The organism is Cohnella rhizosphaerae, assembly GCF_029525575.1.
Taxonomy (GTDB): domain Bacteria; phylum Bacillota; class Bacilli; order Paenibacillales; family Paenibacillaceae; genus Cohnella; species Cohnella rhizosphaerae.
In genome coordinates this window covers 545,919-568,553 of record NZ_JAPDIA010000003.1, presented here as the reverse complement: position 1 = coordinate 568,553, position 22,635 = coordinate 545,919, and the positions used below count along the sequence as shown (strand labels likewise).

15 protein-coding genes and 3 pseudogenes are annotated in these 22,635 nt (G+C 64.5%); 1 reads left to right on the top strand and 17 read right to left on the bottom strand.

Annotated elements, in window-relative coordinates:
* Window positions 1–32 precede the first annotated feature (32 nt).
* From OMP40_RS08200 to OMP40_RS08160, 9 genes and pseudogenes are all read right to left on the bottom strand, one after another.
* Window positions 33–296 (bottom strand): HPr family phosphocarrier protein, encoded by a 264-nt coding sequence (locus OMP40_RS08200; RefSeq protein WP_277530615.1) that lies wholly within the window; start codon window positions 294–296, stop codon window positions 33–35.
* A complete protein-coding gene (gene ptsP, locus OMP40_RS08195) occupies window positions 296–2,017 on the bottom strand; it encodes a phosphoenolpyruvate--protein phosphotransferase (protein WP_277530613.1) in 1,722 nt (573 codons plus the stop codon). Before ptsP ends, OMP40_RS08200 begins: the two co-directional genes overlap by 1 nt.
* A 19-nt stretch (window positions 2,018–2,036) precedes the next feature.
* Window positions 2,037–3,195 (bottom strand): annotated as a pseudogene (locus OMP40_RS08190) (mannitol-1-phosphate 5-dehydrogenase).
* Window positions 3,192–3,629 carry a PTS sugar transporter subunit IIA gene (locus OMP40_RS08185; protein ID WP_277530611.1) on the bottom strand — a complete coding sequence of 146 codons (438 nt, stop codon included), beginning with the start codon at window positions 3,627–3,629 and terminating at the stop codon, window positions 3,192–3,194. The pseudogene OMP40_RS08190 and the gene OMP40_RS08185 overlap by 4 nt, the downstream one beginning before the upstream one ends.
* Window positions 3,630–3,650: 21 nt before the next feature.
* Window positions 3,651–5,732, bottom strand: coding sequence for a BglG family transcription antiterminator (locus OMP40_RS08180; protein WP_277530609.1), 2,082 nt, complete (start codon window positions 5,730–5,732; stop codon window positions 3,651–3,653).
* Window positions 5,733–5,859: 127 nt separating this feature from the next.
* Window positions 5,860–7,387: pseudogene (locus OMP40_RS08175) on the bottom strand (PTS mannitol transporter subunit IICB).
* 394 nt (window positions 7,388–7,781) lie between these two features.
* Window positions 7,782–8,285, bottom strand: coding sequence for a hypothetical protein (locus tag OMP40_RS08170; protein ID WP_277530607.1), 504 nt, complete (start codon window positions 8,283–8,285; stop codon window positions 7,782–7,784).
* Between the two features lie 306 nt (window positions 8,286–8,591).
* On the bottom strand, window positions 8,592–9,851 hold the full coding sequence (locus tag OMP40_RS08165; RefSeq protein ID WP_277530605.1) for an MFS transporter: 1,260 nt from the start codon (window positions 9,849–9,851) through the stop codon (window positions 8,592–8,594).
* A gap of 324 nt (window positions 9,852–10,175) precedes the next feature.
* The gene (locus OMP40_RS08160) at window positions 10,176–10,706 is read right to left on the bottom strand and encodes a TetR/AcrR family transcriptional regulator (RefSeq protein ID WP_277530603.1); all 531 of its coding nucleotides are present in this window, start codon (window positions 10,704–10,706) and stop codon (window positions 10,176–10,178) included.
* A gap of 164 nt (window positions 10,707–10,870) precedes the next feature.
* Between OMP40_RS08160 and OMP40_RS08155 the strand changes: the two genes are divergently transcribed.
* Window positions 10,871–11,773, top strand: coding sequence for a 3'-5' exonuclease (locus OMP40_RS08155; protein ID WP_277530602.1), 903 nt, complete (start codon window positions 10,871–10,873; stop codon window positions 11,771–11,773).
* A 527-nt stretch (window positions 11,774–12,300) separates the two neighbouring features.
* Here OMP40_RS08155 and OMP40_RS08150 read toward each other — a convergent pair.
* The 8 genes and pseudogenes from OMP40_RS08150 to OMP40_RS08115 all read right to left on the bottom strand — a co-directional run bounded on the left by OMP40_RS08150 (window position 12,301) and on the right by OMP40_RS08115 (window position 22,478).
* The gene (locus OMP40_RS08150; RefSeq protein ID WP_277530600.1) at window positions 12,301–12,726 is read right to left on the bottom strand and encodes a DUF6157 family protein; all 426 of its coding nucleotides are present in this window, start codon (window positions 12,724–12,726) and stop codon (window positions 12,301–12,303) included.
* Between the two features lie 207 nt (window positions 12,727–12,933).
* Window positions 12,934–17,049: an S-layer homology domain-containing protein gene (locus tag OMP40_RS08145; RefSeq protein ID WP_277530599.1), complete on the bottom strand. Its 4,116-nt coding sequence runs from the start codon at window positions 17,047–17,049 to the stop codon at window positions 12,934–12,936.
* Window positions 17,050–17,662: 613 nt separating this feature from the next.
* Window positions 17,663–17,905 (bottom strand): annotated as a pseudogene (locus tag OMP40_RS08140) (carboxypeptidase-like regulatory domain-containing protein); the annotation flags it as partial.
* 358 nt (window positions 17,906–18,263) lie between these two features.
* Window positions 18,264–20,501, bottom strand: coding sequence for a fibronectin type III domain-containing protein (locus OMP40_RS08135; RefSeq protein WP_277530598.1), 2,238 nt, complete (start codon window positions 20,499–20,501; stop codon window positions 18,264–18,266).
* A complete protein-coding gene (locus tag OMP40_RS08130) occupies window positions 20,440–21,039 on the bottom strand; it encodes a TolB-like translocation protein (RefSeq protein WP_277530596.1) in 600 nt (199 codons plus the stop codon). Before OMP40_RS08130 ends, OMP40_RS08135 begins: the two co-directional genes overlap by 62 nt.
* A gap of 39 nt (window positions 21,040–21,078) precedes the next feature.
* On the bottom strand, window positions 21,079–21,480 hold the full coding sequence (locus OMP40_RS08125; RefSeq protein WP_277530595.1) for an STAS domain-containing protein: 402 nt from the start codon (window positions 21,478–21,480) through the stop codon (window positions 21,079–21,081).
* Window positions 21,477–21,926 (bottom strand): ATP-binding protein, encoded by a 450-nt coding sequence (locus OMP40_RS08120; RefSeq protein WP_277530593.1) that lies wholly within the window; start codon window positions 21,924–21,926, stop codon window positions 21,477–21,479. The genes OMP40_RS08125 and OMP40_RS08120 overlap by 4 nt, the downstream gene beginning before the upstream one ends.
* 81 nt (window positions 21,927–22,007) lie before the next feature.
* Window positions 22,008–22,478, bottom strand: a complete 471-nt coding sequence (locus tag OMP40_RS08115) for a PP2C family protein-serine/threonine phosphatase (RefSeq protein ID WP_277530591.1) — start codon at window positions 22,476–22,478, stop codon at window positions 22,008–22,010.
* Window positions 22,479–22,635 lie beyond the last annotated feature (157 nt).

Sequence of the window (22,635 nt, the reverse complement as noted above, 5' to 3'; positions counted from 1 at the left end):
GAGGGACAGCCTTCTTCATTCATGCCTCGGCCTTACTCCTCGTAAATCTTCGACAGCAGCGGCCCGAGCTCGCGCAGCGCTTCTTCTTCGCGCTCGCCGTCGACTTCCAGCGTGACTTCGTCTCCCTTGGCGAGGCCCAGCGAGAGCAGGCCCAGCGAGCTCTTGCCGTTGACCTTCTTGGTTCCTTTGATCAGGTTCACCTTGCAATTGAACTGCGTCGCCGCGTGAACGAAGATCTTGGTCGGGCGCGCGTGGAACCCGGACGGGTGAATGACGGTATACGTTTCGGACAGCATCAGGCATGACTCCTTTGTTCTACGAATTGTTTGACTTCCTCTTGCGTGCCGAGCTGCAGCGCCTCTTCGGCAAGCTTCGACCATTCTTCCTTGGACAATCGGCCGATCAGCTCGCGGGCGGGCAGCACGGACGACGCGCTCATGCTGAACTCGCCGAGGCCGAGGCCGAGCAGCAGCGGAATCGCCGTCAGGTCGCCGGCCATTTCGCCGCACATGCCGGTCCACTTGCCTTCGCGCGCCGCGGCGCGGATGACCATGCGGACGAGGCGCAGGATGGACGGATGATAAGGCTGGTACAGGTACGCTACGGCATCGTTCATGCGGTCCGCCGCCATCGTGTATTGGATCAGATCGTTCGTCCCGATGCTGAAAAAGTCGACTTCCTTCGCCAAGTAGTCCGCGTTCAGCGCGGCAGCCGGAATCTCGATCATGATGCCGACCTCGATATCGGCGGCGATAGGGACGCCTTCGCTTTCGAGCTTGGCGCGCTCCTCGCCCAGAATCGTCTTCGCTTGGCGAAGCTCGCCCGCAACGGCGATCATCGGGAACATGATATTCAGCTTGCCCGCCGTGCTCGCGCGGAGCAGCGCGCGAAGCTGCGTGCGGAACACGTCCTCGCGGCTTAGACAAAAACGAACCGCCCGCAGGCCGAGAAACGGATTGCTCTCCTTGGGCAGCGACAGATACGGCAGCTCTTTGTCGCCGCCGATGTCGAGCGTGCGGATGACGACGCGTTTGCCCTTCATTTTATCCAATACATGCCGGTAGGTCTCGTACTGCTCTTCCTCGGTCGGAAGCGAGTTGCGCCCCATGTACAGGAACTCGGTGCGGAAAAGTCCGACGCCGTCGGCGCCGTTCTCCATCGCCTTGGCGACGTCCTCGACGCCCCCGATGTTGGCGGCAAGCTCGACATGCACGCCGTCCGCCGATACGGAAGGCTCGGCCGCGAGCCGCTTCAACTCGGCCACCCGCGCGTCGTGGGCATCCTTTTTCGCCCGGTAAGCCGCAAGTTCTTCGTCGCTCGGATCGACGACGATTCGCCCCTCCGTCGCGTCGAGGACGATCGTCGTCCCGTCGGGGACGTCCGCCGCGGCTTTGCCGACTCCGACGATCGCGGGCAGCTCCAGCGAGCGCGCCATGATCGCGGAATGCGACGTGCGGCTGCCGATCTCGGTGACGAAGCCGCGCACGTAGTCCAGGTCGAGCTGCGCCGTATCGGACGGCGTCAGATCCTCAGCCACGATAATCGTCTCCTCCGTAATGCCGGACAGCGCGGCGTACGGCCGACCCTGCAGATGGCTCATGACCCGGCCGGAGACATCCAGCACGTCGGTCGCCCGTTCGCGAAGCATCTCGTTGTCCATGCCCCGCAGCATCTCGACGATCATGCCCGTCACTTCGTGAAGCGCGTATTCGGCGTTCACCGATTCATTGCCGATCTGCTCGAGGACGGCGTCCACGAGATCGGGATCTTCGAGGAGCATCAGATGGGCTTCGAAAATCTCTGCCTTCGCGGCGCCGAGCCTGCGCTCCGTCGATTCGCGGATCGCGTCGACCTCCGTCTTCGCCCGGGCGACGGCGGCGCGGAAGCGCTCCGCCTCCGCGGACGCGTCTCCGATCTCCGCGCGCTGCGGCGCCTCGGCCGCGGCATGCGCGTACCGGAACGCCCTGGCGATGGCGATGCCGGCAGAAGCCGCTATGCCGGTTAATTGTTGGGACATCGTGCATCTCTCCTTTTCGTCAGCGCTGCGTCCCGGCAGCCAATGCCTCGAACTGCTTCACTGCCAGCAGCAGCAGCGGGTGCGCCTGCGGCAAAGACGTATATTTAGCCAGCGTGGCCCCCGCCCCGGCCTCCTTCAGCGATCGTTGCAACTCCGCCGACTCCGGGTCGTCCGGGTAATCGAAGCGGAGCGCCGCGGCCATGACCTTGGCGAGCGCCGCGGGCTCTTCGCCCTGCTCGAGCGCTTGCAGCGCGGGGCTGACAAGGCGATCGTTCGGCGACAGCTTGCGGATCGGCGAACGGCCGACGCGGGCGATCTCGTCCGTCAGATGCGGATTGCGGAAGCGCCCGAGGATCGTATCGATATAGCGTCGGTGCGCCTCCGGCTCGAAGCCGTGCTTGCGGACGACGACGGCGCCCGTCTCGTCCAGCGCCGCGCGCACTTCGCCGACCAGCGCTTCGTCCGCCATCGCCTGTTGAATCGTCTCGTAGCCCTTCAGGTTGCCGAGATACGCAGCCGAAGCGTGACCCGTGTTGACGGTGAACAGCTTGCGTTCGATATACGGCGTCAGATCGCCGACGTAGTGCACGCCTTCAACCCGTTTAAATCCCGGGAACATCGCGGATTCGTCGACCGCCCATTCGTAAAACGGCTCCACCGTCACCGAGAGCGGGTCCTCGCTGTGCTGGATCGGCACGATCCGGTCTACCGCCGCGTTGGGGAAGGCGCACGCGGCATCGGCCTTGGCGCGCGTCTCCTCGTTCAGATGCCCGTATACGTGTTCCTTGAGCTGGGCGCTGCCGCCGATCGCGTTCTCGCAGGCGATCAGGTGAAGCGGAGCTGCGCCGGCGGCGATGCGGCGCTCGATGCCGCGCGCGATCCCGGGCGCGATATGCTTCAAAATGTTCACGCCGACGGCGGTCGTGACCAGCTCGGCTTCGGCCACGGCGGAGGCCACGGCGCCAAGGTCGGTGCCGTCAATCGCCGTCACGCCCGTCACCTGAATCCGTCCCTGCTCGTCGTCGGCCAAGGTCACCGTATATTCGCCCCGTTCGCGAAGCGCGTCGACCAGCGCCTTGTTTATGTCGGAAAACGTCACTTCATAGCCCGATCGAGACAGCAGGAGGCCGATAAACCCCCCGCCCGATGTTGCCGGCGCCGAAATGCAGAGCCTTCATTCCTCCGCACCGCTCTCGAATATTTCGATCATCTCTACAGGCGTCTTGGCCGCGAGAATGCGCGCCATGTTCTCGTCGTCCGAGCAGATCATCGCCACGTTCGTCAAAATATCCAGATGATCGTCGCCGACCGCCGCGATGCCGATGACCAGATGCGCTTTCTCGCCGTCGCCGAAGTCGACCCCGGCCGGCAGTTGGACGATCGACAGGCCCGTAGACTTGATCGTGCCCTTGGATTCGCTCGTTCCGTGCGGAATCGCGAGGCCGCCTCCCATATAGGTGGACAGCGAGTTCTCGCGTTCGATCATGCTGTCGACGTACGCCGGTTCGACGTGGCCCGCCTCCACCAGCAGCTGGCCGGCCAGGCGAATCGCCTCGTATTTGTCGCCGACGGAAGCGTTCAGCTTCACTTTGTTTGCGGATAAAATGCTCATATCGTTCACTCGCTTTCGGTTTTAGTTAGGAAAAAGCTTCTCAGATGCGCCGTCATACGCTCGCGGATCGCCGTCTCGTCGCCGCCCTCGAGCAGCGCGACCGTCTCCTCGTCGAGCAGCATCGCGCTGATCTCGCTTAAGACCTCGAGACTTTCGCGCGCCAGCGCCCGGGGGGGCCAGCATGAGGAGGAACCGGTTCAATTGAACGCCGGGCCCGTCTTGCTGCGGCATTCGAACCGGCTTGCGAAGCCGGTACAGCTTAAGCGTGGACCGAGAGATCTCCGGCGCCCGCGTATGAAAAAGCGCAAGGCCCGTGCCTGGGATCATCTGGCTGCCCTGCTCCTCCCGCCCGAGCAGCCGGTCCCGCACGGCGTCCGCGCCGCTCAGCAGGCCGAGCGCTTCCTCCCGCCGGCAGGCGTCGTCCAACGCCGCATACAGGTCGCCAGCCTCCTCGCCAAGCTCGATCGCCCGGAACCCGCCGACAATCGACACGATCTCGTCGAGCGTCGTTTTCAGGCGCTGCAGCCGGGCGAAGCCGCCGCCCTCGGACCGCGGCGAGCCGCTCTCTCCTTTGCGGACAGCGGCTCGCGACGGCTCCCACGGCGCTTCCCGGACGAATGCGCGCAGCCGGTCGGCCTCTCCCTGCGTCAGCAGGGGGCTGACCTTCATGTAGCGGTTCGGATCGATCGGAAGATCGATCGTGGAGATGATGAGGTCGTACGCGCCCTCGTCGAGGCGCGCCGCCTCGTACCAGGACACCCGGTCCGCGACCTCGATCTGCGGGAGCTCCTTGCGGATGCGCATCTGCAGCAGCTTGGAGGACCCGATGCCGCTCGTGCACACGAGGATGGCGCGCACGTCCCGCTGGAGCTGCTTGAGCCGCTCTTGAGAGGCGCCGAAGTGCATGACCAGGAAGCCGACTTCCTCGTCCGGCACCTCGAGCTGGGGCAGCGCCGCGTCTGCGGCATCCTTGACGGCAGCGAACAGCGACCCGTAGTCCCGGCGAATCTGGTCCAGCAGCGGATTGCGAATGCGCTGACCTTCGCCGAGACGCTGCACCGCCTGCTTCAAGTGCTCGAACAAGCCTTCCCGGAGCGACCGGTCCTCGTCAAAATCGCTGCCGGTCGACGTCTGCACCGACCTGATCAGCCTGCGGACCGTGTCCGCCAGCGCCAGATCGTCTCCCGGGAGCAGCGCGAGATCTTTGCCGTGCGCGTCCAGCAGCAGCTCGGCGACGTAAGCCGTCTCCGCCGGCCCGATCGCTACGCCGGGCCGCGCCGAGAGCTGCTCCGCCAACTGCGCGGCTTCCGCCGCGGCCCGCTCCGACGCCTGTCTGTCCGGGGGCGGCGGGTGGTACGGGACAGGCGCGTCCGCCGTCGTTCTGCCCTGCCGGACGCGATGCAGCGCGATCGAGAGGCGGATGAGCAGATCCGTGTAGACCTGTTCGTTCAGGCTGCCCGCCCACCTGCGCTCCAGGCGCCACAGCGCGCGCTCGATATCGGCCATGTCGCCGCGCCCGGCGAGCTCGAACAGCATGCGGTCGAGCGGATGCGACGGCGGCTCGCCCCGGCTCGCGATCAGCTCGGCGTCGTCGAGGCGCAGCCGGATGAGCTGCCGGATCGTCTCCCGCAGCTCGGCCTCCCCGCCCGCGAGCTCGACGCCGTAGCCTCTGCGGCGAATGAGCCGGACGCCGAAGCGCTCCACCCATTCGGCCAGCTCCTCCAGGTCGCTGCCGATCGTCTGTACCGTGACCTTCAGCTCGTGCGCCAGCGCGAATTGCTTGACGGGCTCCCGCTCCCTAAGCAGCAGGCAGAGCAGATAAATCTGCCGTTCGTCCGGGGAGAACTCGGTCTCCTCCGACGCGGATACGATGCCGCCGAGCCGCTCGAGCGCGGCCGGATCGCCCTGCAAGGCGATGCCCGAGCCGGATTTTTTCACCAGCGATACCGCTTGGCCCGCCAGCAGATCCTCGACCGCGGCGAGTTCGCGGTGCACGGTGCGGGAGCTGACCTGAAGCCCCGCGGCGAGTTCGGCGGCCGTCATCTCCCGACCGCTGCGCAGCAGCAGCTCCAGGATGCGCCGGGTTCGATTGGATACGATCATGGACGGATCATTCCTGTCTATCCAAAATGGGCTGAACGCCGGCGATATGCTCGCCAGCGTCAGCCGATTCGATATGTCGGAGGAGACGCCCCTCTGGGAGGCTCCTCTTCCGAATGCTCGCCCGGGATCAGGTCAGCCTGTTCACCAGCACGTCGTATTCCGGACTTTTAAGGAAGTTGTCGATCGAAATGTGCTCTGCGTTCGGCGCCTTCTGTCTGGCGCGGTCGGTGAGCGTCTTGTGCGTAATGACGATATCCGCGTCGTCCGGAATATCGCTGATCGCCGTATTGACGACCGTCACGTCGGATCCCGCGGCCTTCATCCTCTTGCGAAGGATCGAGGCGCCCATCGCGCTCGAGCCCATGCCGGCGTCGCAGGAGAACACGATCTTGCGCACGTCTTCTTTATCCTTTACCGCCGATGCTGCCGTTTGAAGACCTGCGTCGACGAACGCCGTGTCCGGAATCGCTGGCCGCGCCGCGCCGCTAGAAGCCGTGACGCCGGCGACCGGCGCCGCGGAATTGGCCGCTGCCGCAGCAAGCCGCTGGCGTACCCGCCGCTTTCATCGCCTTCATGCGGCTTTGCGCTTCCTCGATATCTTCGTCCTCCGCGTTTTTCTTTGACGTCTTCAGCAGCAGCGCCGCGACCGCGAAGGATACGATCGCCGCGGTGAGCACGCCGCTCAGCACCGGCAGCAGGCCGCCCTTCGGCGCCATCGCGATATAGGCGAAGATGCTGCCCGGCGAAGGCGGAGCGACCAGGCCCGCGCCGAACACCGAGAACGTGAACGTGCCGGTCACGCCGCCCGCGATGACGGCCAGGATCAGGCGCGGATTCATGAGGATGTACGGGAAGTAGATCTCGTGAATGCCGCCGAAAAAGTGGATAATCGCCGCGCCGGAAGCCGATTGGCGGGCCGAGCCGCGGCCGACGAGCATGTAGGCCAGCAGGACGCCGATGCCGGGACCCGGATTCGACTCGAGCATGAACAGAATCGACTTGCCGGTGCGCGACGCTTCGTCGAGCGCGATCGGACTCAGCACGCCGTGGTTGATCGCGTTGTTCAGGAACAGGATCTTCGCCGGCTCGATGAGCACGTTCGCCAGCGGGATCAGGTTGTGATTGACCAGGAACTCGACGCCGTCCGACAGCCAGGACGTGAGCTGCTCGATGACCGGCCCGATGCCCGAGAACGCCAGCAGCGTCAGGCCTGCGCCGATGATGCCGAGCGAGAAGTTGTTGACCAGCATTTCGAAGCCCGCTTTGATCTTGCCTTCGACGGATCTGTCGAACCGCTTCAATACCCAGGCCGCGAGCGGACCGCAGATCATCGCGCCGAGGAACATCGGGATGTCGGTGCCGACGATGATGCCCATCGTCATCAGCGCGCCGATGACGCCGCCTCTCGTCTTGTGCACCATGGTGCCCCCGGTATAGCCGATCAGGATCGGGAGCAAATACTTGATGATCGGGTCGACGAGCTTCGCGAGCTCCGAATTCGGCGCCCAACCGGTCGGTATGAACAATGCGGTGATGATGCCCCAGGCGATGAACGCCCCGATGTTCGGCATGACCATGCCGCTCAGGAATCGCCCGAATTTCTGGACGCCTACGCGTATGCCACCGCTAGAAGCAGAACGCTGTACATGCTCCATTTCGGTTCCTCCTTCAAGTTAACCGCTTTCTTTTCGCGGCACTCCGCCAGCGGTCGATATGCGTTTATCGTACCCCTCGCCCACTTCCGCGGCAACAGAAGGAAAACGCGAATTTGTCAATCATACTGTTGACAGCATTTGATGATTTTATGAGCCGGCAGCCAGCGGCGCGGGAGAAGGTACCGTCGTTTGCCGGGACATGAAAAAACCGCCAGGGAGGGTCGCAGCTTTCCCTGACGGTCCTTGCATCAAGCGCGTGCGCGATCGGCGGAAAGCCCGCGACCGCCTGAACGCACAACCAGCCGCGCCAACGCCTCTCCACAGCCGCCGCCAGCGAGGCGCGATTGAACGACGCATGTGCGCGAAGATGCGATAAGGCCGATATACCGCTAGATTAAACCTTGAACAACGCACGGCCTGCGGGCTTGATGAGCTTGGCAGGATTGGCGGGCTTGGCGGGCTTGGCGGGCTTGGCGGGCTTGGCGGGCTTGGCGGGCTTGGCGGGCTTGGCGGGCTTGGCGGGCTTGGCGGGCTTGGCGGCTTGGCGGGCTTGGCGGGATTGGCGTCCTCGAGGTTGACAGCCGACACGCGCCGCCGCACCTCTCGCGGGGAGCTGCGCGAGGTGCCGAAAGCGCTCGCAGCCTATACAAATAGCTGTTGAAACGCATTTATTTCCTTCGATCACGACGTTATTGGGCCAAATAAGTGTTGAAGCGCAATTAAATTCCCACTTTCGAGCGTTTTGACCCGGTCTTGAACCAATTAAATGCGTTTGAACACTTATTTTCTCCCCAGCCCCGATCAGCGCGCCGATTAACTGCTTTTCAACACTTATCGCCCCCCCGGCTTCCGACTCGCGGCTCCCAGCTCCCGGATTATCCGTGTCCAGATCGAGCACAATTGCGCTTGATCTCCTTTTGGATCTTCCTATTACAAAAAAACGAGTCTGTTCCTAACCGAGACTTCAACGACCGCGCGATGGCGCAGGAGGGCCAGTTTGTTCCCAAACAGAACTTCGACGCCCCCGCGACGGCGCAGGATGGCTAGTTTGTTTCTAACCGAGACTTCGGCGGCGGGGCGACAGTGCAAGCGTACTCGTTCGTTTCTAACCGGGAATCCTTCGGCAAAATAATGGTGAAGCCTCTCTTGGGTTTCGACTGATGCAAACTGAAATAGGCAGCATCCAGCATCGAATCTTTTCCCCTTACTCCACGGCAGCGCCCGCCGGCAGGACCTTGCCGGATTCGCCGGCTCCCTGTCTCGAACGCTTGTAGAAGAGCAGCGTCGCGAGAAACGCGGCGCCGAGCATGGCGGCGTAGACGTATAGCACAGGCGTCAGATGCGCCCCGAACTGGTCCGGCGTCGCGATCTCGCCGCCCTGCCGGAACACGAGGCTGCCGATGGCGATGCCGAACACGCCGCCGAGCTCCCGCGTAGCGTTGGCGACGCCGCTCGCCTCCCCGGAGCTTGAATCCGGCACGGCGGAGAGCACGCCCTCGGACAGCGGCGTCATGCTGAGCCCCATGCCGAGTCCCGCCAGCACCATCGCGGGCGCGAGGTAGGCGAAGGAGAATACGGCGCCGTTCGCGACGATGAGGATCGCGAACAAGATCAGCGCGGCCGTCTGCAGCAGCAGGCCGGCGAGCAGCACGCGGCGGGTGCCCAGGCGTCCGATGACGAGCCCCGCCAGCGGCGCGGCGACCATCGTGGCGCCGGTCCACACCATCTCGCGGATGCCTGCGCCGAGCGCGGAGTAGCCCTGCGCTTGCTGAAGGAACAGCGTGAGCAAGAAGATCGCGCCGAAGATGCCGGCGTACAGCCAAAATCCGGCGACGATCAACGCCGAGTAGTCGCGGCTCTTGAACAGGCGGAGCGACAGCAGCGGGTGCGGATGGCGCCATTCCCAGGCGACGAAAGCGGGGAGCAGCAGCAAGCCTCCCGCGAGCGGCCCCCACACTTCGAATTCTCCCCAGCCCGCTTCGTTCCCGCGAACGAGACCGAATACGATGCCGAGCATCGAGGCCGCGATGAGTACCAAGCCGAACAGATCGAGCCGTTTCTCTTCGCCTTTCGATTCGCGGATCCAGAGCCAGCCGAACGCGACGGCCAGCGCCCCGACCGGGACGTTGATCCAGAAGATCGTCTGCCAGGGCGAGCCGTTCACGATGAGTCCGCCGACAAGCGGCCCCATGGCGAGTCCAAGCCCGGAGACGCCCGACACGATGCCGATCGCCGCGGCCCGGTACTTGGCCGGGAACGCCGCGCTGACCAGCGTAAGGCTGATCGGCGTGATGGCCGCGCCGCCTATGCCTTGCAGCGCTCTTGCCAGCGTGAGGCCCAGCGCATGCGTGCTGAGCGCGGAGGCGAGCGAGCCTAAAGTGAATATCGCGATGCCGAGCAGAAACATCCTTTTGCGTCCGTACCGTTCCCCCCAGCATGCCGAAGGGAATGAGCAGCACCGCAAAGGTCAGTGTATAGCCGTTGGTGAACCATTCGAGATCCGCGAGACCTGCATCGAACGACTTTTGAATCGACGGCAGCGCCACGCCGAGCACCAGCGTATCCAGCATGACCATGAACAGCGCCAGGCAGACGACGACCAGCATCCGGTTCCTTTGGGAAGTTGACATCGTTGACATCATCTTTTCCACTCCTTATTTATCGATAAATAAATGAATTCCCTAAAACAGCCGCCAAGCCTCCAAGCCTGGCGGTTACAGCCATCGGTTATGCTGGCCGTTCCGGCATCTTTTGCGCTTCCGGAGATCGGCAAGCGGCTTGCGCTGCCTCATTCTTGCCCGTACCATGGGAGCAGTCTCGGCAGCTCCAATATTTGCGAGAGCGCGATGAGGAGGCCTACGCTGATGAACATGCCGGCTTCGCCCGACGCATCGGGAATGCCCGCCTGCGCAAAGCGGTTGCCGACCGTCCGATGAATCTCGTCGAACTTCGACTTCACCTCGTCCCGAATCGCCGGCTCGGGGATCGAATAGGCTTGCATGAGGAGCAGGATCTCGTTGCGATGGGTATCGAGCAAATCCTTGAAGGCGCAGCCCATCCGGTGAGCCAGCTCCTCGGGCGGACTCTCCACGGCGGAAAAGGCGTGCACCAGCCTGCGATAACCGCGGTCCAGCACGGCCAGGAACAATTCCTCCTTCGTCCTGAAGAAATGGAACACGTAGGGCTGCGTCACGCCCACGGACTTCGCGACCAGCGCCGTCGTCGTCTTGTAAAAGCCGTGATGCGCGAACAGCTCGGCGGCCGCGTCGAGGATTTGCGCTTTGCGCGTTGCCGTGGCTGCATCGTCTCTGGGTGTCATGTTCCGCAACTCCAAATCAAGTTTATTTATTGATTAATAAATATCACGTCAGGACATTCCCTGTCAATGCATTTGCTTCCCAAAAAGCTTTGGCGGAACGGGAGGGCTTTGCTTTCGGATTTTTGATAAGATAAAGGTATCTGGACAATTCGGAGGTCGCTGACGTGGACTACATCATATTGGATATCGAATTCAACGGACGCAAATTCGCGAGCGAGCTGCCCATGGAAGTGATCGAGATCGGCGCGGTGCGGCTAAACGACGCGTTGGAGGCGGTCGACGAGTTTTCGGCGCTCATCAAGCCCGTCTACTTTTCCAAGCTGAACAGCTTCATCAAGAAAAAAACCGGCATTCCGCAGGAGGATATCGATCGCGCGGACGGCTTCGTGCCGGTCATCCGTGCGTTTCAGGCGTGGCTCGGACGCAGCGAGGCTTGCCGCTTCGTCACGTGGGGCGGCGAAGACTTCAAGCGGATCGTGCTCGATACGCGCATGCACAAGCTGGACGATGCGTACTGGATGTCCGCCGTCTACTTCGACTTGCTCAAGGTATATCTGCGCAGCCGCGGGCTCACCAACGACGTCAGCGTCGAGGCGGCGCTCGAGGAGCTCGGCATTCCGTCCGAAGGCTCGGCTCACCGGGCGCTGGACGACGCGCGGATGACGGCGGAAATCTTCCGCAAGACGTTCGCCAAGCTCGATCCCGAGAAGGACGCGAAGCAGTACAAGGACACCTTCAGCAACGCCAAGGAACGGCGCACGGTCAAGAACGCGATCCGGCTGGCCCAATCGCAGAAGTTCGCGATGAATTGGGAGCTGCTGACGGAGCATGTGCTCGCCGGCAAGATCGACCTCTCCGATCCGCGCAAGGCGGCGGAGCTGAAGGCCTACTTCGAGGCGGAGACGGCGAAGCCGCCTAAGCCGCCCAAGCCGAGAAGCGCGGAGCGTCAAGGCGCAAGCCGGGAAAATGAAGGGCGGCAAATCGGGACGCACGCCGACGCCGAAGCGCCTGGCGCAAAGAACGTCGAGACGGATGCCGCAGAGCAGAACGCGGACGACGCTGACTGACCGCTATATCCGTAATAGCCTGACGGGTCGTTTCGCTTCGCATGCGACAAGAAAGCCGCCTGCGGTCTTTGGTTTGCAATAAGCGCGTAGCGGACGGACAGATGCGGACAGAGGAGCCGTTATCCTTGACCCTATCGCGATTCGCGGACCGCTCGCGGACTCAGAGGCCGTTATGGCGGAATTTCCGGCCTTGTTTAGCCTTAACTTGGGGTAATAATGTCCCTCCAGTCCAAAGTTCTCGCATTTGGACTGTTTTTTACCAAATAGCGTGTCCTGGGTCCGATGCCCTGTGCCCGCTGTCCGACCGCCCAACTGCCTTCCACTTCTTCACACAGTTCTCATTTGCAGCTATCCGCTTGCCTTTCCGCCTATCTTCGCCGCGAGGTTAGCAAGAGAAGCCTGCGATTTCTGCGTGAACTTATACATTCCGATCGTTTAAAAAAAGGCTCAAGCCGCAAACCGGCTTAAGCCTTTTTTTTGTTCTTATGCGACTCCCTCCGGTGAAGCTGCAACTCGCCGCCGCCCAGTCACGCCTTTTTGTTGCGCATCGCCTTGAGCACCTTCACGCCCTCGACCTCGCCGTCCGCGAACCGGCCGTAGTCCTCCGACTCTTTGGGGACGAGCGCAACCTTCCCCTCGGCGTTGAAGTGCAGGCCCCAGCCGTACTTCTTCGGCAGCATCGAGGCCCGCATGCAAGCTTTCGGCTTGCCGTAAAATTCAGCCCGCATCTCCGCCTCCCGCGCCTGCCGCTCCTCGGGCGAGAGCTGCTTGTGGCGAACGTAGGTCTCGTACAAAATCTCTTCCTGCGTGTGCGCGTAGGGCTCGCCGGCGATCATATCGTACTCGATGCCCGGCTTCGTCTTGCCGGCCGCCTTGTCCGGCGGCACCGCGCCGTACTCGACGGGGCAATCGTCCGACACGGCGATAAAGGTGTTGTAATAGTTCCATTCCACGGGAGAATTCCTCCTCTTCGGCGTATAAGCATCGGACATTTCCTCATGGCTTGAACGTAACATATCCGGACACGTCACACAATCGGTCTCAACGACGGGGGCAGCGAGGCGCAAACGGAATTTTGCATGTGAAGCTGCGAGATGGGAAAAGCCGTTCCCGGCGTCGGCGAGCCCGCGAACGGCTTAATTTAACGTCTGCTTCGCGATTTATTTTTTCTGAAGTTCGGCGAGCGCGAGCACGATCTTGAGCGCCTCCGCGCGCGTAGCTTGACCGTTCGGCACGAACCTGCCGCCGCCGCGGCCCTGTAAAATACCCGCCCGCTCGGCCAGCGCCGTCTGCTCCTTCGCCCAATCCGGGATCTCGCCGGCATCCGCGAAGTCCGGCTGTCCGCCGTCAAGGCCGGCGTCTTCTCCCAGCGCGCGTGCGACGATGACGGCGAGCTCTGCGCGCGTGATCGTCCGTCCCCCGCGGAAGGCGCCGTCCGCGTAGCCGCCGACGAGCCCCTTGGAAGCAGCCGCCGCAACGTGCGGGGCCGCCCAAGCCGGGATCGAAGCGGCGTCCGCGAAGCCGGAAACGTCCGGCTTCGCGGACGCCGCTATCCCTGCTTCAGGCGCAAGTCCCAACGCCTTGGACAGCATGACCGCGAACTCGAAGCGCGTGACGGTCGCATTCGGCTTGAAGGTGCGGTCCGGATAGCCGGACACGATACCCAGCTTCAGCGCGTCCCGGATCAGCGCCGCCGCCCAATGGCCCGCGATGTCCGTCGGCTCCTGCGGCGCCTGCGCGGAGGCGAATACGGCAAACTTCGTGAAGTGGTCGGTCTCGCCGACGATCGTGTCTTTGGACAGCTTGCCGCCAAGGGAGATCCACTTGCCCGCCTTTTCGTCGAAATAATGGATCGCGGCGGTCTCGCCGACGATCGGCTGCCTCGTCAGCTTGAAGCGCAGCTCGACGGCCGCTTTGAACGAACCCGGCACGCTTTTGCCGATCTCGAACACAGGGCTGATCAGCGCGGCGCCCGCTGGCGCCTGCGGATAAACCTCAAGCTTGGCGATCGTCGCGCGGTAAGCCTGATCGAGCGCGTTCGCAGGCAGCGTCACGACGGCTTCGTCGCCGTAGGTCAGCTTGCCGGCGCGGCCGGCCGGGACGTCGAGGACGCCGTCGGCGGTCACCGGCTCGCCGCCTCCTGAAGCGTCCGTCGGCACGCCGGGGCCTGGTCCGCCAGGTCCGCCAGGGCCACCTGGTCCGCCCGTGTCGCCGCGTTCGACCGCAATCTCGTAGTAGCGCTTGGCTGCGCCGTCCGGCGCCGTGACCTCAAACAGCACGGTTTCGTCTTCGATCGGCACGGCCACAGCCGTATTTTCGCCGACCGGGACGCCGTTGGCGCGAACGGTCGCGCCCGCGCCGCGAGGCGATGCCTTGACGGCGATCGCGGCGACGCCTGCCGGGAGGGTGACGCGGTAATCGGTCGTCTCCGGCGCGAAGGCCGGAGACAGCGCATAGCCTTCGACGGCAAGCGATGCCAGCGACGCGTCGGACGACAGGCGCGGATTGTCGATCTGCGCGGTGCCGCCGGCATAGACGTTGCCGCTGCGGTCGCGGACCGCCCCCGGCGCCGCGGAGAGCGCGGGCTTAACGCCCGCTGACAGCTTGGCGGACAGCGTCAGGCGGACCGATCGGCCGTCGGCGCCGTAGTCGGCGCCCATGACGGCGACCGGGACATCCTCGATCGCGAAGCTGCCCTTCGAGACGGGCGCGAATACGTCCAGGTCCTCGTCGAAGCTCAGCGTGACGACTGCGCCCGACGCGGAAGCGATAGCGGAGATCGCGCCCGGTCCTGCCAAATCCGGCGCTGCGACCAGGACGTTCGCCGCATAGTTCTCGGCCATGGCCGTACCCGAATAGCTGACGACGTTGGCCGCGTTCACCGAAAGTCCGACCGATTCGCCAGCCGGCACCGAGATCGGGCTCACGAACCGGAACGTTCGCGCCAGCGCGACGCCGTCGTCTCCGACGCGCGCGTCGACCGCCTCAAGCGTGCCCGCGAGCGCCTCGCCTCCGACGGTCGCCTTGACGCCTTCATCCGTCAACGCGCCTGCGGAGACGTACTTGTCGGTCCGGAATACGATGACGATGCCGCCGTCCGTCGACACGGTCGCCTTGGGCGCCGCCTCGATGCGCGGAGCCGCGTAGGACACCATCGGCACGTTCACCTCGAGTTGCGGCGGCGGCACGTCGAGCTCCGCGCTTTTCGCCGGCTCGTAGCCCGCCTTCTCGTAGACGACCTGCCATTTGCCCGGCGGTACGTCCCAGCCGTATTTGCCCTGGGCGTCCGTCGTCTGCGGGTTGGCCTGTCCGTACCATTCGGCGTCCCAAGGCAAGTAGCCGCCCGAGACCTGATCCAGATAATAGACGGTGGCCTTGGCGTCTGCGATCCGGTTGTCCGGGAATGTCTCGTAAACGTACCCGCTTGGATCGTAGATCCATACCGGCGTGGCGACGGGATTGCCCAGATGCGTCTCCGACACGCTGCCGTCCGGGTCCTTGGGCTCGCATTCGCCTTTCCCGGACTTGTTCGCCAGGTTCGTCAGCTGCTCCGTCTGGTGGCTGACGCTGGCGTCCAGCGCGGCGCCGATCGCCATGCTGGCGCCCATCAGGGCGAGCGAGCCGCCGAACGTAGCCGGCGCAAGCACGGCGCCCGCGATCATCATGCCCCACTTCGCCCCTTCGACGGCGATCGCATGCGTCGCCAGCTGGTCGATCTTGGCGCCGTAATAGCCGGCCATCGCCGGGTTGCACTGCGCGATCCGGTCCGCGAGATCGCCCAGGGCCGCCATATTGTCAGCGACCTGTCCGCGGCCGTCCACCGCGCTCTTCGTATCGTAGATGGAAGCTGCGCCCTTGCCTGCCTGGCCCGCGAGATCCTTTTCGTTCCACAGCACCTTGGCGCCCACCTTGACGAGGCTGCCGATGCCGCTCGCCAGACTCGAGATACGAACGGAGGCCCCCTTCGCAGAAGCGGATTGCCCTTTCCCCGCAGCCGCCGACATGATGGCTGCCAGCGTCCGGTCCGATCCGCCGATCAGGTTTTCCGGTACATAGGCGGTAAACGTTACGCTCATCTCGCCTTTGTCGCCCTGCTCGAACGCGTATTCGACGCCATAAGCCTCGACGCCGTCGGCTTGCGCCCGCCGCAGCTCTTCCTCCGTCGGCGTATAGGACGCCCCGGACTGCAGCGACAGATCGACGTGCATCGCCAGATCGCTGGCCTGCGGCAGCTTGATATCGGCGGACCCGCGGAGGATGCCTGCCCCGTCCGTCTTGAACGCGCTGGACGCGTCCGCTTCGTAGCCGCGCATGCCTGGCGGGAGCGCCTCGCTGAATTCCCGCTCGCTGCCGATCTGCTTCACGCCCGCCGGCTTGATGTCGTACGTCACGTAGATATTCTCCGATATCGTGCCCGAGAAGTTCATCGCCGCGATGTATATTCCGTCCTTAAGCTCCGCGTCGGCCGCCACGTCCCGGCCGTTCACCACGAGATGCACCTGTACGTGCTCGACGCGTTCGGGCCGGTTAAACGCCACCTCGAAGCGGAAGTCTCTGCCCGGCACGACCACGTACGGAAAACGGATCGGGCCGTTCGATACGTCGAGCTCGACCCTGCGTCCGTCGCTCTGTTCGAGCGTAAGCTTGCGAATCGTCGGACGGTCCGGGTCGTAGGCGACCGGCGCGACCGGCGTCGTCAGCGTCTCCCCGTCCCATGACGCTTCGGCGCGCAGCTCGAACGTCTTGGCCCCCTTGGGATCCGGCGCCGTCGCGTTCAACTGCCAGAAGCCGCCGGGGCTCGCGGTCGCTTCCCCGATCGGCGCGCCGGAGGCGAGCACCTTCACGACGGCGCCGGCAGGCGCGCGTCCGCCGAGCGACCAGGTCAAATCCGTGACCGAGCCCGGCGCGGAGAGCGTCAACGGCTCATTCGACAGTTCTGCGGAACCGAGCAGCTCCGTGCGCCTGCCGCCGGCCGGTCCGTACGACGCCTGACCGGTCGACGAGAGACGGGACGGCGCGCCGGGCAGCAGCTTCACCTGATAGGTTAGCGAACCGGAAGCGCCCGCTGCCAGGCTGCCCGCGGAGACGGACAACACCGTCCCGTCGAGATTGTACGCTGCCGGACTGCCGTTCAGCGAGACGGATTGCGGCACGAGCTCGGCGCCTTGCGGCACGTCCGCCAGCAGGACGACGTCTTTTGCCGCTTCGCCCGCTTGGTAGGTCAGCTTCAGCTTCGCCGTCTGCCCTGGCGACAGCGCCGGCGGGTACGCGGTCATGCCCGAGCCCTCGCGCCCTTCGAACGCGCCGGCCGCGCTCTTCAACTGAAGCGTACCGATATCGACGATACTTTGCCCGTCCGTCGTAAATGTCTTGGACGCCCGGCCCAGCCAGTTGTCGATCGTCAACCGGTACTGGCCCGGCGCGGAAGGCAAGCTCAGCTTGACTTTGTCGCCGTAGCCCGAGCCGCCGCCCCGCCATTCGGCAGGCTGCCGCCAATCGCCGTTCGCGTCCAGCTGCTGCAGCGTCGCCTGCCAGACGCCGATATATGCGGAGCTCTCTCCGACAGGCGACTTCAACGTGCCGACCAGCTGCTGCCCGATCTGGCCCAGCCGCAGGTCCACCTCGTTGACGCCTTCCCCCCAGGACGATGACTTTCTTGTCCGCGCCGAGTCCGCCTTCTCCGCCGTCCGCCGAGACGACGACCGTCTCTCCGGATTCGGCGCGCACGACGGTCGTCTCCGAGGTCACATTAGCGCCGTTAATTTGAATATGCAGATGAATGCCCGTCGTCCAATCGATCGGCAGCGGCCCCTGCCATTGTCCGCCCGCATAGCGGGTATACAGATTAATCTTGATCTTCTGGATGGGCGGCACGTCGAGCGTACGGTCGATCACGACCGTGTCGCCTTCCTTCACCGTGACGTTCTGCCGCGCGGACAGATCCCCTTCGCCCGTGAACGTCAGCACGCCGGACGCCGCAGGCGTCTTCAGCCTGTAAGCGCCGTTCGCGTCCGTGACGGCCGAATAGCTCGCTTGCCCCTCGGGAAATTCGATCGCCAGCCGGACGTTGACATTTTCCGCAGGCTTGCCGTTCGTCCGGGTCACCCGGCCCTGCACGGTGCCTTCAGGCATAGGTTCGAGCTTGATCGTCCGCACGGTCTCGCTTCCCGCGAGCTCGACGCTCGGGACGTTGTCCGTTCGGTACCGTCCGGCCGGCGCCTCCGGCGTCACGCGAATCGGGCTGCTGCCGGATGGCCAGCTCATGAACGTCGTCTCGCCCTTTTGATCCGTATCATCCCATGCCGTCAAGCCTGATGCAGCCGTCAGCTTGACTCGCAAATTGGCCAGCGGTCCATTGGCATCCTGCAGTCGAAGCTTCAGCCGGCGAGGCGGATCGACGGTGATCCTCTGCTTGGCGACGAGACCTGCGCGCGCGCCGATGCCCGCTACCTCCTGAACGAGACGGTCCTCGGGATCGAGCAGCCGGATATTATACGGCTGCCCGCCCTTCAGCCTGTCGAACGTCAGCACCGCCGGATTCGCTTCGCCGGCGATCGCCTTCATCTGCGCGAAGCTCCCGCCCGCGCCGGCGACGTTGACCTTGTAGCCCGACAGGTTCAGCGTCGAATCGACGGTAAGCGCGAGCGCGGCCTGGCTGAGGACCGGCAGCCCGTAGGCCGTCGCGGCCGGCGTCTGCGAGCCGTCCCCGTACGTCTGGCGGGCCTCCACCTTCGTCAGCCGCTCGATGCCTTCCGAGAAGGTGAAGGCGCCGAGATACAAGCCCGGCTGGTCCGCGCTCTCGGTCAGCGGGATATTCATGGTCGCTTCGCGCGGCGTGCCCAGATACGTTCCCGAGCCGTCCGCGGCTTCCCATGTGGCATAGGTGACTGTCGCCACGCTTGCAAGGCCCGGTTGGCCGGACAGACGGATCGTCTCGGTATCGCCGATCGGGACCGCGCCGCCATAGACGCCCGTGCGTCTCATCGAGACGTAGGCGGCCGCGCGGGCCGGCGTCGTCACGGTGCGCGGGAGCGTCTCGTACGCGACGTCGGCGCCGACATAACCCACGACCCGGAATTTGTATATCGTGGCGGGCTTCAGCCCCCCGAACGGTAAACGAAGTCGTGTCGCCGTCGGTCTCGCCGATCGCGCGCGGCGCGGATCCGTCCGTCTCGTCGAGCACCGCGTACCGCTCCGCCGAGCCGCCGGCCTGCCAAGTCAGTACCACGTTGCCGTCCTGCTGCGCGGCTGCCGACAGCTCGCCGCCCGCGGGATCGCCGGAAGCGGCGGTTCTGGCCGGGATCGGCGGCAGCGCGGCGCTCTCGTTGCCGGCGGCATCGACGGCCGTGACGTAATAGACGTAGTCTGTGTCCGGTGTCAGACCATCGGCGGCGTAGGTCGTCGCGGCGGTCTCCGCGTAGACGGCGCCAGGCGCGCCGGGTTCGGACGCGTAGACGCGATAGCCGGTTACCGCGCGGTTGTCCGCGGCGGCCGGCCAGGCCAACGTGACGCCGTTCGCCGTGCGGGCGGTCTGTTCGCCTGCCGCGCCGGACGGCCAGGAAGGCGGGGATACGTCTTCGCCCGCGTCGATGCCGTATTCGTACGCCGGGCCGTTCGCGCTGGTCTGGTACGCGCCGTTCACGGCTTCGACCCGATACGAAAGCTTGGTCTTGTCGGCGGGCAGCTGCGCGACGGTATAGGTCGTATCCGCCGTGCTGCCGATCAGCGATTCGATCGTATAGTAGGAGCCGAGCAGCGGGTTCGCCTGGATCTGATAGATCTTGTAGCGCACCGCGCCGGCAGGAGTCGCGCCGCTCCAGTTCAGTACAAGGCCTCCGGCCGTCTCCGACGCGTTCAGCGACTTGCCGGCCGGCCAGGCCGGCGCATCCGACGGACTCAGCGCCACCGCGACCGCGGACGTTTCCGTATAGGCGAAGCCGCCGTTCGACAAGGCGGGGTGCCGGCCGTAAGCGGCGCTCTGAAGGCCGCCGAGATTCGTCAGGCCGCCCGTTTCGACATCCGCGTAATAAAGCACGGCCGGATTGTACGTAAACTTTTTAACCAAACCCGCTCTCAGGTTCGAGGCATCGGACACGAAGCCGACATGCCTCCCGTCCGGACTGATGTCCGGCTCGTAGCTGTCGCCGTTCGAAGCGCCGCCGGCGCCGCGGCTGACCAACTGAAGCGCGTCTTGTTCGGCACGGGTCGCGTCGAACAGATAGACGTTGGACTTGACGCCTGCCGCGCCGTCCCCCAGTTGGTCCGCCGACGACGCGAAAACGACCCGCGTGCCGTCCGCGCTGATCGCAGGCGCCGGATAAACGCCCGAATCCCAGCCCCAGTCAGGCTCCGCGTTCAGCAGCGTGCGCGTATCCCCGCCGCCTTGTCCCGCGCCGGCCGCGTACAAATAAAAATCCGGGAGGAAACGGGAGAGCGACGTATCCTCGGGGTGCTCGCGGTACGCTTCGACCGTGTAGGCGACCGCGTCCCCTGTGCGATTGACGGCCGGCGTGTACGCGCTTCCCGCTTCCGGATCGCTGATCCGCTTGACGTCGATCTCTTCTCCTTCGCGCTTGTAGGCATATATCGAATAAAACGCAAATGCCTCTGCGGGCTCTGCCAGGTTATCGGCCGACGATTCGTAGACGATCGTGCCGCCGTCCCCGCTAATGTCGGGATTGTAGCTGCCGGCGTCGGCCGGATCGCCGGCGGGATCGACGCTCGCCAAATCGACGGCGTCCGCGCTCCGGTCGTAGGCCCCCCGAGGTTCTGCTGTAGACGTAGATCCGGTCGAAATTATCCACGTCCTGGGGCGAGAGGCTGCGGATCGACGGGTCGTCCGTCAGATTGGTCGCCTGGGACTGGAATACGATCCGGCTCCCGTCGTCGCTGATCGCAGGCTTACGGCTGCTCGCGTTCGCCGGCGTGCCGTCCGCTTCGGTATCGATCATCGAGGTCCGGCCGAGCAGCCGATCATGCACGTAAACATGGGAGGTATAGTCGGGCTCTCCTGCTTCGTCCGCGTACATGGCTTGCGCCGCAGACTCAAATACGACATACCTGCCGTCCGGCGTGATATCCACGCTCTCCAGCATGCTGCCGTATGCGAGCTCCCCGTCCAGGGCGCGGTGCACCTGCTCTTGCATCGTCCAGTACGGCTCGGTCTCCGCGGCGACGGTATGGCCGTACGAGGCCGGCGTCAGCAAGCTCGTTGCCAACCCCGCGACTACCAATAAAGGCGTCAGCCTCATTCTACTTTTTCTCAACGCGCTTCCCTCCATCATAACGCCTAGGTAATACCGGCATTATACGGGGGCGGGACTTACAAACTTTTTTACAAACCGCCTCTCTCGTCTTCGGAAAGGCGCAGCATGAGCGAATATTCGTCGGGATAGAGCAGGATGAATTCCGTCAGGCCGATCAGCCGGAACATTTTTTTGATAATGCCCGCTCACGCCGATGCCGTAGATTCGAAAGCCCGCCTTCTGCCCGGCGTGCGCAAGGCGGATCAGCAGCGCAATGCCCGCGCTGTTCACGATGCGCACGCCGCCGAAGTTCAACACCAGGTTGCGCCCTTCCGCCAGCCCTTCGTCCCATCGTCTGCGGCCGAGCAGCGCCTCCTCCGATTGCCGCGTCAGATTGCCCGCCAAATCGAGGATGAGCCCGGTTCCGAACCGGCGCTCCGCGATCGTCAGCTCTTCGTTCACGTCGACTCCTCCTCTCCGCCCCGGCCGGCGAACGCCAGCTCGACGCAAAAGCCGTTCTCGAGCCGGTACGCCCGCAGCTCGTCCGCGTATTCGCGCATGAACCGGAGCCCCCAGCCGCGCGGCTGCTCCCAATCGAGTTTGTCCGCGGCTTGAAGGGGAGGCTCCCCGGTTGCCAGAATGGTGCCCGCGCCGCAATCCGCGACGCGAAATACGCAGCCGCCCCGGCGCGCCCACATCGTCACCGTGACGGGCAGCTCGCGGTCGCAGCCGTTGCCGTGCTCGATGGCGTTCAGGCACGCCTCCGCGACCGCCGTGACGATCTCCTCGCGGCGGATCCGCAGCCGGTCGTCCCGGCCCAGCGTCTCGGACAATTCCCGCAGCAACTCCGCCTCTTGGCCGAGCTCGCTAGGCACAATCCATTCGCGAAGCAGCTCTGCATCGCCCATTCGGCTCTCTCCTCCGTCGGCCGCCCCCGCGGGGCCCGCGCCGTTTGCACCCACCCTATCACCCCGTTCCTTACAAATGACTTACAAATCGCCCGCTGCGCGGCGCGATCGTTCGATCAGCACGATCGTCCGGTCGTCAGCTTCCTCGGACGAGACGGCTGCGGCGTCAACCCGTTCCATAAGCGCCTTCATTTGTTCTCCCGGCTCCAGGCGGACATCCATGGTCATAAGGAGCTTCTCGAAGCGATCGAAGCCCAGCATCTCCCCGTCCGCGCCCGCGCATTCGACCATGCCGTCCGTATACATGACGAACCGGGCGCCGGCCGGAAAAGAAACGCGGCGCTCGCGGTAAACGACCGCAGCGGATACGCCGAGCGGCAGCGAGGACACCTCAACCTCTTCGAGCCGATCCTCGTTTAGCAGATACGGAGGCATATGCCCCGCGCTCGCATAATCGATGACGCCGGCCCGGGCGTCGATCATCGCAAGCCCCGCCGTCACGTACGTTTGACCCTGAAGCGCTCCGGCCAGCGACCGGTTCAGCCGCGTCAACGTATCCGCGGCCGTCCCCCCCGAGCTTGATCTCGCGCCGAAACAGCGCCATCGTCGCGGACATCAGCAGCGCCGCCTGCATGCCCTTGCCCGCGACGTCCGCGACGAGGATGGCCGCTCTCCCGTCGCCGAGCGGCGAGATGTCGTACAGATCCCC